Annotated in this window: 12 protein-coding genes and 1 riboswitch; of the genes, 6 read left to right on the forward strand and 6 right to left on the reverse strand. The window is 37.1% G+C overall.

Features of this window, described 5'->3' with window-relative positions; translation table 11 throughout:
- The first annotated feature begins 94 nt into the window (after window positions 1–94).
- Complete coding sequence (locus tag ILT06_RS12240) at window positions 95–1,147, forward strand: YheC/YheD family protein (protein WP_000242701.1); 1,053 nt, start codon at window positions 95–97, stop codon at window positions 1,145–1,147.
- Between the two features lie 20 nt (window positions 1,148–1,167).
- The gene (locus ILT06_RS12245; protein WP_064473845.1) at window positions 1,168–2,628 is read left to right on the forward strand and encodes a YheC/YheD family endospore coat-associated protein; all 1,461 of its coding nucleotides are present in this window, start codon (window positions 1,168–1,170) and stop codon (window positions 2,626–2,628) included.
- A 16-nt stretch (window positions 2,629–2,644) separates the two neighbouring features.
- Here ILT06_RS12245 and ILT06_RS12250 read toward each other — a convergent pair whose 3' ends face one another.
- Entirely contained in the window at window positions 2,645–2,890 is a 246-nt protein-coding gene (locus ILT06_RS12250) for a hypothetical protein (protein ID WP_000510463.1), read from the reverse strand.
- 438 nt (window positions 2,891–3,328) lie between these two features.
- On the opposite strand from ILT06_RS12250, the gene sasP reads away from it, so the two are divergent.
- The gene (gene sasP / locus ILT06_RS12255; RefSeq protein WP_000013349.1) at window positions 3,329–3,532 is read left to right on the forward strand and encodes a small acid-soluble spore protein, SasP family; all 204 of its coding nucleotides are present in this window, start codon (window positions 3,329–3,331) and stop codon (window positions 3,530–3,532) included.
- A gap of 51 nt (window positions 3,533–3,583) precedes the next feature.
- Here the strand turns inward: sasP and ILT06_RS12260 are convergent, their stop codons facing one another.
- The 5 genes from ILT06_RS12260 to ILT06_RS12280 all read right to left on the reverse strand — a co-directional run bounded on the left by ILT06_RS12260 (window position 3,584) and on the right by ILT06_RS12280 (window position 9,859).
- Window positions 3,584–4,318, reverse strand: a complete 735-nt coding sequence (locus tag ILT06_RS12260; protein WP_064473846.1) for an amino acid ABC transporter ATP-binding protein — start codon at window positions 4,316–4,318, stop codon at window positions 3,584–3,586.
- A 28-nt stretch (window positions 4,319–4,346) separates the two neighbouring features.
- Window positions 4,347–5,045, reverse strand: a complete 699-nt coding sequence (locus tag ILT06_RS12265; protein ID WP_033657688.1) for an amino acid ABC transporter permease — start codon at window positions 5,043–5,045, stop codon at window positions 4,347–4,349.
- Window positions 5,032–5,829 (reverse strand): amino acid ABC transporter substrate-binding protein, encoded by a 798-nt coding sequence (locus tag ILT06_RS12270; protein WP_000732853.1) that lies wholly within the window; start codon window positions 5,827–5,829, stop codon window positions 5,032–5,034. The genes ILT06_RS12265 and ILT06_RS12270 overlap by 14 nt, the downstream gene beginning before the upstream one ends.
- 272 nt (window positions 5,830–6,101) lie before the next feature.
- Window positions 6,102–8,102 carry an ABC transporter ATP-binding protein gene (locus ILT06_RS12275; protein ID WP_222655136.1) on the reverse strand — a complete coding sequence of 667 codons (2,001 nt, stop codon included), beginning with the start codon at window positions 8,100–8,102 and terminating at the stop codon, window positions 6,102–6,104.
- Window positions 8,099–9,859 carry an ABC transporter ATP-binding protein gene (locus ILT06_RS12280; protein WP_064473848.1) on the reverse strand — a complete coding sequence of 587 codons (1,761 nt, stop codon included), beginning with the start codon at window positions 9,857–9,859 and terminating at the stop codon, window positions 8,099–8,101. The genes ILT06_RS12275 and ILT06_RS12280 overlap by 4 nt, the downstream gene beginning before the upstream one ends.
- Before the next feature lie 596 nt (window positions 9,860–10,455).
- On the opposite strand from ILT06_RS12280, the gene gapN reads away from it, so the two are divergent.
- The 3 genes from gapN (at window position 10,456) to ILT06_RS12300 (ending at window position 15,086) form a co-directional block, all read left to right on the forward strand.
- Window positions 10,456–11,895, forward strand: a complete 1,440-nt coding sequence (gene gapN, locus ILT06_RS12285) for an NADP-dependent glyceraldehyde-3-phosphate dehydrogenase (RefSeq protein WP_000213622.1) — start codon at window positions 10,456–10,458, stop codon at window positions 11,893–11,895.
- A gap of 178 nt (window positions 11,896–12,073) precedes the next feature.
- Window positions 12,074–12,255, forward strand: a riboswitch (Lysine riboswitch).
- Between the two features lie 146 nt (window positions 12,256–12,401).
- On the forward strand, window positions 12,402–13,826 hold the full coding sequence (locus ILT06_RS12295; protein ID WP_064473849.1) for an amino acid permease: 1,425 nt from the start codon (window positions 12,402–12,404) through the stop codon (window positions 13,824–13,826).
- Between the two features lie 60 nt (window positions 13,827–13,886).
- Window positions 13,887–15,086, forward strand: coding sequence for an ABC transporter permease (locus ILT06_RS12300; RefSeq protein WP_064473850.1), 1,200 nt, complete (start codon window positions 13,887–13,889; stop codon window positions 15,084–15,086).
- Window positions 15,087–15,264: the final 178 nt, after the last annotated feature.

Consider the following 15,264-nt stretch of genomic DNA (forward strand, 5'->3'; position numbering starts at 1 on the left):
TCATACGGACAAAAGTATAATGGTATAAAAACGTATTTGCAATATATAGCTATGCCTCTTATGCCAACATTTTGTTAATAAAGGAGTGATTTCGTTGGTTCTCGGTATTTTAACTTCTCACCCTCATTATGAGCAAATGTATTACACCGAAATCGCTAAACGCGCTCGGTTTTATCATAATGTCGTTGCCCAGTTTACGCCATTTGGTATTGATCCTAAAACAGATCTTGTCTCTGGTCTGATTTATGATACAGATACAGGAAAATGGAAAGAGCAAATATTCCCTATTCCTTCTTATATTTACGATCGTTCTTCTTTTAACGAGGAAACAGACTTCGACAAAGCAAAATCAATTATTCATTCATTACACAACCGTGCTTCCACTACCTTTTTAAATAACACACTCATTGACTTGAGCGAACTACATGATTTATTTCTCACGAATAAAAAATTATCTCCTTATATACCAAAATTCGAAATAGCAACGATACAAAACATTTTCAAACTGTTATTAAAAACAAAAGATATTATTATACGGCCTACTAACACACATTCCAATGAAAGTCTGTACCGAATCGCTTATAAAAATAAAACGTTTCATATCGATACGATAAATGATGACTATCATACTTCTACTCCAATCAAACGGACAGATGAATTTATATCTTGGTACAAATCTAACATACGATCAGCACGTTACATCACCCATACAATGCTGCAACCACCAAATCAATTAACATACCCGCTTCATATTCGAACCATTTTGCAAAAAAATAAAGAACAGAAGTGGACTGCTATCGGCCAATTTATACAAAAAAGCTCATTTCCGAATCAACTTTTACTTTCGGCAACGGATGATTCCTCGCTGCATTCGTTTTCAAAAATTAAATACGTATTATCTAGTACCGGTGTACAATTATTACAGGACGCTTTACATGACATTATAAATGAAGTGTTTCAAACATTAGATGAATCTTATTCTTCGTTATTCGAGCTAGAGCTTTCCACCATTATGGATCAAAAAGGGGCAATTTGGCTTATGTATGTCAACACGATTCCCCCGTACGAACATTACATTCGTCATAGTGATGCACTAGCCGAAAAAATATATCACGGACCACTAAAGTTTAGTCGCTTCACACCATAATGAAAGGAGGTAACACCATTTTGAAAGAGCACATATATACATTAAATATTTCAGATGAGCATCCAAATAGTATTACTTTACCTTATATTTTTTCCATTACACCACCAATCGCATCTCTTTCCTTCGGCGTACGCCATGTTGCAAGTGAAGAGGTGAAAATTCATTATTCCTTTACTCGCGAAATCATTATCGGAAAACAAATTGCAGAGAAACTTTTACTTCCTCATTCCACTACTATCCATGCATTCACGCAAAATGAAACCATTATTTTCGGACCGTTAATCGGGATTTTCACAACTGGTTTTAACGATGACTCTTCTAATCCTTTAGGAAACCGTTCAACTTCTCTCAGCGAGTTACTAACGCCGCCATTCACCTTGCGACCATTTGTATTTGTTTTTGGTGTGCAACATATAAACTGGGCAGACGAAACAATTGAAGGGTATTTCTTTCAAGAGGAACAGTGGATTAAGAAAAAAGTCCCTTTACCGAATGTCATTTATGATCGATTACCAAATCGGAAAGCCGAAAATTATAAACCGATCGTAAGAGCAAAAAGAAAATTAGAGCATGACTATGCTATTCCATGGTTTAATCCAGGCTTTTTCAATAAATGGGAAGTGCATCAACTTCTTATGAAAGATGAATCCATTATTCCCTTATTACCAAACACGGAAGCTTTTCAACATTTCGAACAAGTAGAACGCTTTCTTGGCACGTATAAATCTGTTTACATGAAACCGATACACGGTAGCTTCGGGAGAAACATTCATCAAATATTTTACTCTCAAACAGAGAATTGCTACTACTGTCGTTATCGCGAAAATGAAGAAAATAAACTAAGAAAGTACCAATCATTAGAAACGCTTCTGAACCATGTATTAAAAGGACATGATTTAAAAAAATTTATCGTACAACAAGGTATTTCCTTACTTCGCTTCGATGGGCAACCTGTTGATTTTCGCATTCACACAAATAAAAATCATTTTGGCCAATGGATGGTCAGTGCAATCGTTGCAAAAATTGCTGGCAAAGGTAGCTTAACAACGCATGTAAATAGCGGTGGCGATACAAAATTACTGCAAGAACTTTTTCCGGATTCGACGAAACAAGTTCAAATTGAAAATAAATTAAAACATACAGCCTTACAAATCAGTTACGCGCTCGATGAACAAGTAACCGGAAATATTGGAGAGATTGGTTTTGATATCGGTTTAGACACGCAAGAAAACCCGTGGCTCTTTGAAGCAAACTCTAAACCTGGGCGAACTGTATTCCAAGATGAAAAGTTAAAAGAACAAAGTGAACTGACGCGCCAATTATTTTACGAATATGCCATCTACTTAACTGAACATTCTTTGCGCGATGCAAAAGAAAAAATGGCTCAAATAAAATCCGGAACTCCATCAAACACCGAACATATCCCATCCCCTATGATTCACTCACAAATACGAAAACAAAAACTTCCACCTCATTCATAAGGTGGAAGTTTTCTATTTACACAAGTTTCACTACAACCTCTGTTTCCACATTACACATCCCGCAATAAAAAACATGATTGCAGTACTCTTGTGAATTACTATGTGTTAAACCATCTACTGCACTTAATAATTCTTGGTCCATATACGCACTATAATCGTCTATGTAATCTACAGTTTTCCCATAATCTTGGAGTATACCTTGGCAATTTTGACAAGAATATGTTTGTGATTCTAATGCGTTGCAAAGCGGGCAAATTCCCATCACGATTCCTCCATACGTTATCATTTACAAGCAGATTGAAGAGAGCATCTAGCCGTGCATAGGAGCGTCCTGTCCCCCTACTTAAAATAGAACTATAAAATTGCTATCGATTTAATTTTAGTAAGTCATAAATAAGAAGTTAATGATTTGCCCCACAATAGCGGGATACAAAAAGAAAACCATATTTCATATCGCTCTTAGTTTAGCCTTCTTTCTAAAAAATACAACGATTACTCTTATTTCATAATTTACGAAATCACTAAGATTTTTTTACAAAATTTACAAATTATTATTTCGTATATCTTTCTAGGTAACATCCATACTATGAGTACAAACTTAATTACCGATGGATTAGCGCCAAACGGGGCGATAATCTGGTTCAAATCCAGCTAGTCCAACCAAAAAAAATTTTTCTAACTCTAAGGAGGATATATTCCTATGGCAAACCAAAGTTCTTACAATCAATTAGTAGTACCAGGAGCAACAGCTGCAATCGATCAAATGAAGTACGAAATCGCTCAAGAATTTGGTGTACAATTAGGGGCAGATTCTACGGCTCGCGCTAACGGTTCTGTTGGTGGAGAAATTACAAAACGTCTAGTTGCAATGGCTGAGCAAAGCCTTGGCGGATTCCAAAAATAAATATATATGGCAAAAAGGTCTCAAGGCATATGCCTTGAGACCTTCCTTCATTTACTGCAACATTTGTAAAAACTTCTTCGTGCGTTCTTCTTTTGGATTTGTAAATACATCTTCTGGTGTACCTTGTTCGACAACGACACCGCCATCCATGAAAATAACGCGGTTCGCAATTTGATGCGCAAAACGCATTTCGTGCGTTACAATCACCATCGTCATGCCTTCTTTAGCAAGTTCTTTCATTACTTTCAGAACTTCTTGAACAAGTTCAGGATCAAGTGCTGACGTCGGTTCATCAAATAGTAATACTTCCGGCTCCATCGCAAGCGCGCGAGCAATTCCAACGCGCTGTTGTTGTCCGCCTGATAATTGGAACGGATATAAGTCTACTTTATCCGCAAGACCAACTTTTTCAAGGAAATAGTTTGCTTTTTTCTTCGCTTCTTCTTTCCCCATCTTTTTCACTGTAATGAGCCCTTCCATTACATTTTGAAGTGCTGTTAAATGAGGGAATAGATTATGGTGCTGGAATACCATACCTGTTTGCGTACGAAGATTGACAATATCTTTCTTCGATACTTTTTGAGAGAAGTCGAGCTCTTTATTACCGATGCGAATATTACCAGCGTTCGGCGTTTCTAACACGTTGAGACAACGCAGGAATGTCGTTTTACCAGATCCCGATGGCCCGATAATAACAACAACTTCCCCCTTCTCAACTGATAAATCTATATGTTTTAGTACGGTATTATCTCCGAAACTTTTTTGTAAATGTTGAATTGAAATCATAAAAACAAAAACTCCTTTTATGAAAGGGTTATTTTAGAGTGTAACGTTCTGAACGTTTTTCTAATATTTGTTGCACAATAGATAATAAGAAGCAAATTGCCCAATAAATTAGACCTGCTTCGAAATAAACAATTAAAAACTCGTAGTTCATTGCCGCAATTTCCTGCGCTTTTCGGAACATTTCTGTTACTAAAATTAACGATGCTAATGAAGTATCCTTCACTAAACTAATAAATGTATTCGAAAGCGGCGGAATAGATACTCGCGTTGCCTGCGGTAAAATAACACGTTTTAATGCTTGCGGGTATGTCATCCCAATTGTGTAAGCTGCTTCCCACTGTCCTTTCGGGATTGAAAGGATAGAAGCACGAATAATTTCAGATGCATACGCACCAACATTTAACGAGAATCCAATAACTGCTGCTGTATATGGCTCAACTTCAATATTAAGAGTTGGAAGACCATAGAAAATAATAAATAACTGTACAAGAAGTGGCGTCCCGCGAATGATAGATACATAGATACGAGCAATCCATTGTAAAATACGACTACCTGAAATACGTGCAAGCGCCGTTAACGTCGCAAGTATAATCCCGATAATAAATGTAATAAGCGTTAATGGAATTGTCGTAAATACAGCTTCCTTCAGCATAGGCATGAAGGAAGACTGCATAATATCTATCCAAGTAGACAATCGATCTGAAACCAGCGCACTACTTAGATACATTTTCACCGAACCATTTTTTCGCTATTTTATCGTACGTACCATCTTTTTTCATATCTTCTAACGCTTTATTTACTTCTTGTACTAGCTTGTCGCTACCTTTACGGAATAAGAATCCACTTTGTGACGCTTCTTTTTCTGTATCTACAATTTTAATTTTTGCATCTTTTTTCGTTTCTAAGTAGTTTAATACTGATAACTTATCATTAATTGTGAAATCAACGCGTCCAGTATTTAATAATTCTGCCGCTTGGCTAAATCCTTCTACATTCGTGATTTCCGCACCATTTTTCTTAGCAATATCTGCATAGTTACTTGTTAAAGATTGTGCTGCTTTTAATCCTTTTACATCAGCAAATGTAGCAGGTTTATCTTTATCCTTCGCAATAACTAATACCGCTGAAGATGAAACATATGGGCTAGAGAAGTCATATTTCTTTTGGCGATCTTCACGAATACCAACTTCGTTTGCAACCATGTCGAAACGTTTTGCATCTAGACCAGCAAGTAAGCTATCCCATTGTGTTTCTTTAAATACAGGTTTTACTCCTAAACGTTTTGAAACTTCTTCTGCTAATTCAACGTCAAATCCAGTTAATTTATTGCTTGAATCGTGGAATGTGAACGGTGGATATGTACCTTCTGTTCCAATTACAAGTTCACCACTTTGTTTTATCTTTTGTAACGCATCTTGACTAGCTGTATCTTTTTTCTCTTCTTTGCCGCAGCCTGCTACAATCCCGATCGCTAAAGTAGTTACTGCAAGAACTGAAAATAATTTTTTCATGATGGTAATCCTCCAAGTATTCTGATAGGAATTTAAAAACTATATTGATTGTATGCAATCTTGAACAATTTTTCAATGAAAATGTTCTTATTTAGTTTATCCTTTTTCTTCATAATCAAACAAAAGGGGAAAATAACGCTACATACAAAAAATAAGTAACATTTTTTAATATAGCATTTATAGATAAAAAGGTAAAACAATACTTCTTATTTAACTGTCATGATTCACTAAAAAAAGAACTTGCAAAAATCGCAAGTTCTCCTCCATACATATTAGGCGCTCTGGTTTCCTTCCATTTGCGTTTTGTACATATCGTAATAACGCCCACGCTTTTTCATTAGTTCATCATGAGAGCCTTTTTCTAAAATTGTTCCTCTATCAAGTACAATAATTTGATCTGCGCTTTTAATTGTGGAAAGACGGTGAGCGATAATAAATGTCGTTCTTCCTTTTTTCACAACTTCTAACGCTTGTTGGATCATCGCCTCTGTTTCTGTATCAATACTAGACGTTGCTTCATCTAAAATTAAAATGGCTGGGTCAAAAGCGAGTGCCCTAGCAAACGAAATAAGCTGACGTTCTCCAGTGGAAAGCGTGCTTCCCTTTTCTGTAATTTCTTCATTTATATTGTTCGCAAACCGTTCCGCACCAACATCACGCAATGCTTTTACGATGCGCTCTTTTGAAATTTTTTCGTTCTCTAAGCTTACATTAGAAGCGACCGTCCCGCTAAATAAAAACGGATCTTGCAGTACGATTCCCATATGTTCACGCGTTGCTTGTTTCGGCATCGCTTTTACATCGTGACCATCAATCGTAAGCTTCCCTTTTTCAAACTCATAAAACTGGAAGAGTACATTCATAATGGAACTTTTTCCTGATCCAGTATGACCGACAAGTGCCACTGTCTCGCCTTGTTTCGCTTCAAAAGAAATATTTTTTAGTACTTCATCTTTTCCATTATAAGAAAACGACACATTATCAAACTTTACATTTCCTTGTAAGCGAGGCATACGTTCCTCTTCTACTGCTTCCCCTTTTTCCTCTAACAATTCAAAAACACGTTCTGATGCAACACGCGATTGTTCCAAGTTAGCAAGCTGATTTACCATATTTGTAATTGGTGAGAACAATCGTGTTAAATAATCAACGAACGCATATAGTATCCCTAGAGAAATGACGCCTGAAGCACTTAATGAAGCGCCACCGAAGTACCAAATCACACCTGTGAAAGCTATATTTCTTAATACAGACACTAAATTATGAGAAGTTGCTGCATTTAAATTCAAAATTTTATTTTGATATTTAAAATAATCGCCATTTAATTCTTCAAACTCTTTTTTCGTTTCACGCTCTTGACGGAACGCTTGAATAATTGGCATACCTTGAATGGATTCATTAACTGTTCCATTAATATCAGATAAACGTGAACGCATTTTATGGTTGTATACAGATGCATACTTTCTATAAAGAATCGCCCACACAATTAAAATCGGGATGATAAGTAAACATAACGTCGCCAATTTTACATCGAGTAAAAATAGCGCAGCGAATATCCCGATAATATAAATGATACTAGAAACGAATGTCGCCAGTACCGTTACGTATAAATCACGAATGGCTTCCGTATCATTCGTAACACGTGATACAATTTTCCCTGCTGGTAAATGATCGAAATAACGAATCGGCAACGTTTGAATATGAGAAAAGACATCTTCCCTCATAATTTGAATAATTTTGTTCGCTGCCTTCTGTAGGAAAAATTGCTTTCCGTATGCAAATAATGAAACGACTACTAATAAAGCGAAGTAGCCACCACCAAGTAATAATAGGGGGGTTATTTCTGGTTTATAAAAAGCAAACACTTCTTCTTTCGTTAATGCTTTCGCTTTATACACTTGCACCGCCTTACCATTTTGAACGGTAATCATATCACCTTTTACAGTACGTGACCCTTCAGCATTCACTTTATTTGGCACAAAGTAATATTGAAAACCGACCTGCATTACGCGTACTTCTTTTCCTTTTTTCTCACCTTCCTGGAAGCGATCACTTCGCTTATAAAAGGCGCCATTATACGAAACAGCCTCTTCACTCTTTTCTGTTTCATACCAAGGTTTCTCTATCCCGACGATATGATCGTCAATCATCGTTTTCGCGACGAAAGGACCAGCAAGTTCTGCGATGACGAAAATAAATAACATTAGCATCGCTGCAAAAATCGTCCCTTTTACTTTCATCGCATATTGAAACAATCGTTTTGATACGCTCATATTTTCACCCCACTATCCGCACTTTCACTTTCCCCTTGTTGTCTTTCAAACTGCTCCGCATACCAGCCTCCGCTTTGAATAAGCTGTTCATGCGTACCTTCTTCCATTACTTCACCTTCATCCATAACGAGAATCCAATCCGCGTGTTGTACGGCAGATAAACGGTGCGTCGTAATAATCGTCGTCTTTCCGCTTCTTTCTGTTCTTATATTCTCGATGATCGCTGCTTCCGTACGAGCATCAACAGCTGATAAAGAATCGTCCAAAATTAAAATTTCCGGATTTTGAATAACAGCTCGCGCAATTGAAATCCTTTGTTTTTGCCCTCCTGATAAAGAAACACCCTTCTCTCCGACGAGCGTTTCTAACCCTTCTGGTAAAAACTCTAAATCCTTTGTAAACGCCGCAATTTCAATCGCTTTCTCGAGTTCTTCTTCCGTCGCTTCTCGGTTTCCAAATAAAATATTTTCCCTCGCTGTTTTGGAGAACAAAATATGTTCCTGAGGTACATACCCAATCCACCCGAGTACATTTTCATTCGTTATTTTATCTAACGTCACATCAGAGACTGCAATATCCCCATCTCCAAGCGGATATTGACGAAGAAGCTGACGTACGAGCGTCGTTTTTCCGCTTCCTGTTTTTCCAACAACCCCAAGCGTTTCCCCTTGTTTTAATGTAAACGAAACCTTTTTCAAATTTTCTCCAGTCGATGAAGGATATGAAAAGGAAACATCCTCAAACTGAATATAGTCCGGCTCTTGTACAAGCTTTGGATTTTTCGGATTCTTGACATCTGGTTCATACGCTAACGTTTCATTCACACGGTCTAATGATGCATTTCCTCTTTGCATAACATTAATTAATTCGCCAATTGCAAACATCGGCCAAATCATCATCCCTAAATACACGTTAAATGAAACGAGTTCGCCAAGTGTTACCTTTGATTGAAATACAAGATACGCGCCGTACACTAAACCAATTAAATAACTAAGACCGACAAGCATTTTCACAGTCGGCTGGAATAATGCATCGATTCTTGCTACCTTCATATTTTTTTCGTAGACGTCATCTCCTAACTGATGAAACCTTCCCTCATCTGCATTCTCTTGTACGTATGCACGAATAACGCGCACGCCAGCGATCGATTCAAGTACTTTATCATTCATATCTCCGAATGCATCTTGCGCAACGGTAAATCTCTCATGCAATTTCTTTCCATATATGTTCATCGCATACGCCATAATCGGAAGCGGTATAAGCGCCGCAAATGTAAGCTCCCAACTGATTGTAAATCCCATCATAAAGACAATCGTAAGCATATATAAACTCGAATCCACGAGCGTTAATATACCGAAACCAGCTGTCATAGCAATTGCTTTTAAATCATTTGTCGCTCTCGCCATTAAATCACCCGTACGATTTTTATGATAAAACGTCGGTGTCATTTTAAGTAAGTGCCCCATAAATTTGGAGCGCATCGTCTTCTCCAGTACGAATGCTCCCCCAAACAGCTGATGTTGCCAAACGAAAGTAAGACCATATCCAATTACCGTAACCCCTATTAAAATAAGAATAAATTGCATAATCGCCGCATTCGTTAACGTTCCTGTTTTTATATTATCAATCGTAACCCCTAACACTTTCGGGGGAATGACTTCAACTATATTTACAATTAAAAGAGCTCCAATGGCGATACTATATCTCTTCCAATGCTCTTTAAAAAACCATTTTAACTTTAGTAATACTGATAACAATGTAACCTCTCCCCTCTCGTTCTCGTTTCACTCCCATTTCTTTATCCACTATCCAGACCCATCACATTTACATTTCGTAACCCATACAATCTCATCACATTTTTCCACCTTCCAAAGTTTTTTATCGGAACCAAACAAGGGAAAATAAACAAAAAAAAGCATACCGCCGCTTGACGATATGCACAAAAATGCATAAAAGCGTACGTTACGATATACGCAACGTACGCTTTTTATAAGACAAAGATGCCCTATATATCCGTACGGGTTGCGTAATGATATGAATGTTTTCTGCCATTTAACAGAGCTAAGCCCATTACATTTACGATTACAATCATTACGCACACCCCCTTCATTTATTTTCCATTTATAATCTTACAACTTTATTGAGTATTCTGTCAATTATTTTTTTTGCAAACCGAATAAAAATATACGCTACATCATTTTGAAATAAGGGAATCTTCTGTAAGAAAGGGCATACAAAACAAAAAAAGAATAAGAAATCGTTTTCACAAACATTTCATTTGAAAAATGTTATCAAACACCCTACAATCACCTTATACTCACTCTTACAAGTTGCTATTTTAGGAGGACTAATCATGACAACTAGCAATACGTACAAATTTTATTTAAACGGAGAATGGAGAGAAAGCTCTTCAGGAGAAACAATCGAAATTCCATCTCCATACTTACACGAAGTAATTGGACAAGTACAAGCAATTACTCGCGGAGAAGTAGATGAAGCAATTGCATCTGCAAAAGAAGCTCAAAAATCATGGGCGGAAGCTTCTCTACAAGATCGCGCAAAATATTTATATAAATGGGCTGATGAGCTCGTAAATATGCAAGATGAAATTGCCGATATCATTATGAAAGAAGTCGGTAAAGGATATAAAGATGCGAAGAAAGAAGTTGTTCGTACAGCTGATTTCATTCGTTACACAATTGAAGAAGCTCTTCATATGCACGGAGAAAGCATGATGGGCGATAGCTTCCCTGGCGGAACGAAATCGAAACTTGCGATCATCCAACGCGCACCACTTGGTGTTGTATTAGCAATCGCACCATTTAACTACCCAGTAAACTTATCTGCTGCAAAACTTGCACCAGCATTAATTATGGGTAACGCTGTTATTTTCAAACCAGCAACTCAAGGTGCAATTAGCGGTATTAAAATGGTTGAAGCACTTCATAAAGCTGGCCTTCCAAAAGGTCTTGTAAACGTAGCTACAGGACGCGGTTCTGTAATTGGTGACTACTTAGTAGAGCACGAAGGTATCAATATGGTATCGTTCACAGGTGGTACAAACACAGGTAAACATTTAGCGAAAAAAGCTGCAATGATTCCACTTGTATTAGAACTTGGTGGTAAAGACCCTGGTATCGTTCGTGAAGATGCTGACTTACAAGATGCTGCAAACCATATCGTAAGCGGTGCATTCTCTTACTCTGGTCAACGTTGTACAGCTATTAAACGTGTACTTGTACACGAAAACGTAGCAGACGAGCTTGTTGGCTTATTAAAAGCGCAAGTAGCTGAGCTATCAGTTGGATCTCCAGAACAAGACAGCACAATCGTTCCATTAATCGACGACAAGTCTGCTGACTTCGTTCAAGGTTTAGTTGATGACGCTGTTGAAAAAGGTGCAACAATTGTTATCGGTAACAAACGTGAGCGTAACTTAATTTATCCAACATTAATCGACCACGTAACAGAAGAAATGAAAGTTGCTTGGGAAGAGCCATTCGGCCCAATCCTTCCAATCATCCGTGTTTCTTCAGATGAGCAAGCAATTGAGATTGCTAACAAATCAGAGTTCGGTCTGCAAGCAAGTGTCTTCACAAAAGACATTAACAAAGCATTTGCAATTGCTAACAAAATCGAAACTGGTTCTGTTCAAATTAACGGACGCACAGAGCGCGGCCCTGACCACTTCCCATTCATCGGTGTAAAAGGTTCAGGTATGGGCGCACAAGGTATTCGTAAGAGCCTTGAGTCTATGACACGTGAAAAAGTAACTGTATTAAACTTAGTTTAATCCTATATGTAGAAGCTGATCTAGTTTTAGATCAGCTTCTTTTTATATCAAATAATTATCCATTCCTAATCACAAACTCTTCTCTATAATCTGATTATTACTATATCCATTGACGTATAAAAATTCATTTGTTACTCTTAAAGACGTTAATTTAATATTTAAATCCTCATTCGTATCTCGGTGAGGTAGAGGTTGCAATCATTAAGAGTATCGTTTCAGGAGATGTAGTGGCATTGATGAAGGAATGAGAAAGGAATGATTGCCGAAGTAAGTCGTGTCCACCATGCACGCTTGCTGGGTCTGCATTTAATAAGTGCAGAACTGTCACAAACGTTTCGTTTGTGGAGAGCTATCGAGAGGTATGTCGTGGGTTTCTTATAAGATAGAAAGCATGTAGCGGCAAATTACGTGCTTTTTTTGTTTTGTTTGGGACTTCTCTTCTCTACTAAGAAGACATACATATCTCCTCGCTTGACTTGGTTATACTAACTTTGGAGGTATTTTCTATGCAACAAAAAAAATGGGGCTTTTGGGTACTAACAGCTTTCGTTGTCGGTAACATGGTTGGCGCTGGTATTTTCATGGTGCCAAGTACGTTAGCACAAACAGCAAGCCCTCTCGGTGTCACTTTAGCTTGGTTAACAACAGGGTTTGGTGTTTTAATGCTAGCTCTTGTTTTCGGTAATTTAGCAATTCGTCGTCCTGATTTAACGACAGGACCACAAAGTCATGCATATGCTTTATTCTCAACACCAAAAAAGAAAAAAATGGCTGGTTTCAGTATGGTATGGGGATATTGGGTTGCAAACTGGGCAAGTAACGTTGCCATCATTACATCTTTCGCGGGATATTTATCACTCTTCTTCCCAATTATGAAAGATACACGACTACTATTTTCAATCGGTTCTTTTAACATAGAAGTTGGAAAACTAATTACATTTACTATTTGTTCCATCTTACTTTGGGGAACTCATATTATATTAACAAACGGTGTAAGCGGAGCTGGAAAGTTAAACTTCTTAGCAACAACAACGAAAGTAACGGGATTCCTTTTATTCATCGTCGTTACGTTATTTGCATTCGAAGCTTCTAAATTTGGACAATGGTACACACCGATGATCGATAAATCAGGTGTATCACACGGCCTTCTTTCACAAGTAAACTTAGCCGCTCTTACAACGCTTTGGGCATTTATCGGAATTGAATCAGCAGTACTTTTATCAAACCGTGCTACCTCTCCTAAAACAGTAAAACGCGCAACAGTTGCGGGGTTACTTATTACAGTTGCGATTTACTTAGGAATTACAATTTTAACAATGGGTGTACTTCACGTTGATAAATTACAAGCTTCTGAACGTCCATTAGCAGACGCATTGAATGCTGCGATGGGTCATGGCGGCGGGAAACTGATGGCATTACTTGCTCTTACTTCCCTATTCGGTTCTATATTAGGCTGGATTTTATTAAGCTCAGAAGTACCGTATCAAGCAGCAAAAGAAGGTTTCTTCCCTTCCTTCTTCACGAAAACAAATAAAAAAGGAAGTCCAATTTACTCATTACGATTAACAAACATTATGTCGCAAGTGTTCTTATTCTCAACATTATCAGGAACCATTGCGGAAGCTTATACATTCGTTATTACCGTATCAACACTGGCCTACCTCATTCCATATCTCGTTTCACCAATCTTCCAGTTAAAACTAGTCGCTACTGGTGAAACATATAAAAATGAAATGCGGGCAAGAATTACAGATGGCATAGTCGCAGTAATCGCACTTTGCTACGCACTATGGGTTATTAAAACCGGCGCATCCGATATAAAAACGTTCCTTCTCGGAATTGGTTTATTCGTAATCGGATTTGCTTTCTATCCATTAATGAATCGTGATGAGAAAAAAAATAACGAAAAGAAAAACGAGCAAGTTGCGTAACGCAATTTGCTCGTTTTTTCTTTTATAAAACATATATAATAGAAAAAAGAGGTGAAAAACATGTCAATCGAATCACTATGGAGCAGCCGCTTCCAACAACATATGCAAAATATCATTACATACTTTGCACGTATGATTAACGGTTTACTATATAGCTTTATCTTCGTTGTCTGTATAGGTGCTTACTATTACGCAAAGTTTCTTAAGACAGCTCCTTCTAAAGGACTATCTTTATTACTTATTACAATCGTCCTAACAGCGATTATAACGAGATGTCCTATCCGTACATTTATTCAAAAACCTGATGCTGTCTATTTGCTTGCATTAGAAGAGAAACTAACATCTTATTTTAAAAAATCTCTTCTATATAATTACATCATTCAGCTTTTCCCATTATTATTTACGTTCCTTATTCTCGTTCCACTTGCACTGCAATCATTACAATTAACGGTACCTTTCTTATGTACAATCTTTATCGTTTTAATGATTACGAAAGCTTGGAATATATATACACATTGGATGTGGCGTGATAGTTATGAAAAAAGTATATGGCTGATCATCCGTGTTGCTTGTAACGCCCTAATCATTTACATGCTGTTTTACTCGGCACATGTTCTCATATTAGGCGGATTGCTCTTACTACTTGCTTTCCTACTTCTATACACGAAAAAACAGCCTACAAAACGAATACCGTGGGATTACATAATCGAACAAGAAGAAAAAATGAACGTCCGTTTTTATCAATTTGCTAGCATTTTTACCGATGTTCCGCAACTGAATAAGCAAGTAAATAAAAGAAAATGGCTTACAAATTGGATTGAACCTTTATTACATAAAAAACGAGCAACTTTCTTCTATTTACATACACTAGCATTTTTACGCGGGAATGATTATTTCGGTATATATATTCGTTTAGGGTTGATCGGTGCCTTCGCCTTATATTTTATACCAAACATATACGTAAAAGGCGCTATCGCTTACATCGTTCTATATATGATTTCTATGCAGCTCCGTTCCCTGTGGAAATATTTTTCGGGAAATATTATCGTAGCATTATATCCGATTGATACTGAAAAACGAATGAACCAATTTCTTCGCTTAATCTTTATATTACTAAGCATTCAACTCATTGTATTTTCAATTGTTATACTCATTGCTACAGGGCAATTTTTACATAGCCTTATCATTATGATTATTGGATTACTCTGGATCAAATTTATTATTGTACCAAAAACGAAGCAACGCGTTTCTGCGTTTTAACGAAAGGAATTATCTTAAAGCCAAGGAGAAGATAAATTATCTCCTTGGCTTTTTTATTTTTCTTCCTCAAACAAGAATTACTGAAACAACCGATATTTTATGATTTTCACATACAAAAATGATCATACATGTTTACGCCCTAACAAAAAGGGTATGTATTAAAGTAACAGGGCAAAGG

The sequence above is a fragment of the Bacillus sp. 17RED48 genome (assembly GCF_019837545.1).
In the GTDB taxonomy this organism is placed as follows: Bacteria; Bacillota; Bacilli; order Bacillales; family Bacillaceae_G; genus Bacillus_A; species Bacillus_A wiedmannii.

Bases quoted from the DNA above. Each gene is read 5' to 3' on its own strand.
- ILT06_RS12260 (WP_064473846.1), bottom strand. From the start codon at position 4,318: ATGATTTCAATTCAACATTTACAAAAAAGTTTCGGAGATAATACCGTA.
- ILT06_RS12275 (WP_222655136.1), bottom strand. From the start codon at position 8,102: ATGAGCGTATCAAAACGATTGTTTCAATATGCGATGAAAGTAAAAGGG.
- gapN (WP_000213622.1), top strand. From the start codon at position 10,456: ATGACAACTAGCAATACGTACAAATTTTATTTAAACGGAGAATGGAGA.
- sasP (WP_000013349.1), top strand. From the start codon at position 3,329: ATGGCAAACCAAAGTTCTTACAATCAATTAGTAGTACCAGGAGCAACA.
- ILT06_RS12250 (WP_000510463.1), bottom strand. From the start codon at position 2,890: ATGGGAATTTGCCCGCTTTGCAACGCATTAGAATCACAAACATATTCT.
- ILT06_RS12270 (WP_000732853.1), bottom strand. From the start codon at position 5,829: ATGAAAAAATTATTTTCAGTTCTTGCAGTAACTACTTTAGCGATCGGG.
- ILT06_RS12295 (WP_064473849.1), top strand. From the start codon at position 12,402: ATGCAACAAAAAAAATGGGGCTTTTGGGTACTAACAGCTTTCGTTGTC.
- ILT06_RS12300 (WP_064473850.1), top strand. From the start codon at position 13,887: ATGTCAATCGAATCACTATGGAGCAGCCGCTTCCAACAACATATGCAA.
- ILT06_RS12265 (WP_033657688.1), bottom strand. From the start codon at position 5,045: ATGTATCTAAGTAGTGCGCTGGTTTCAGATCGATTGTCTACTTGGATA.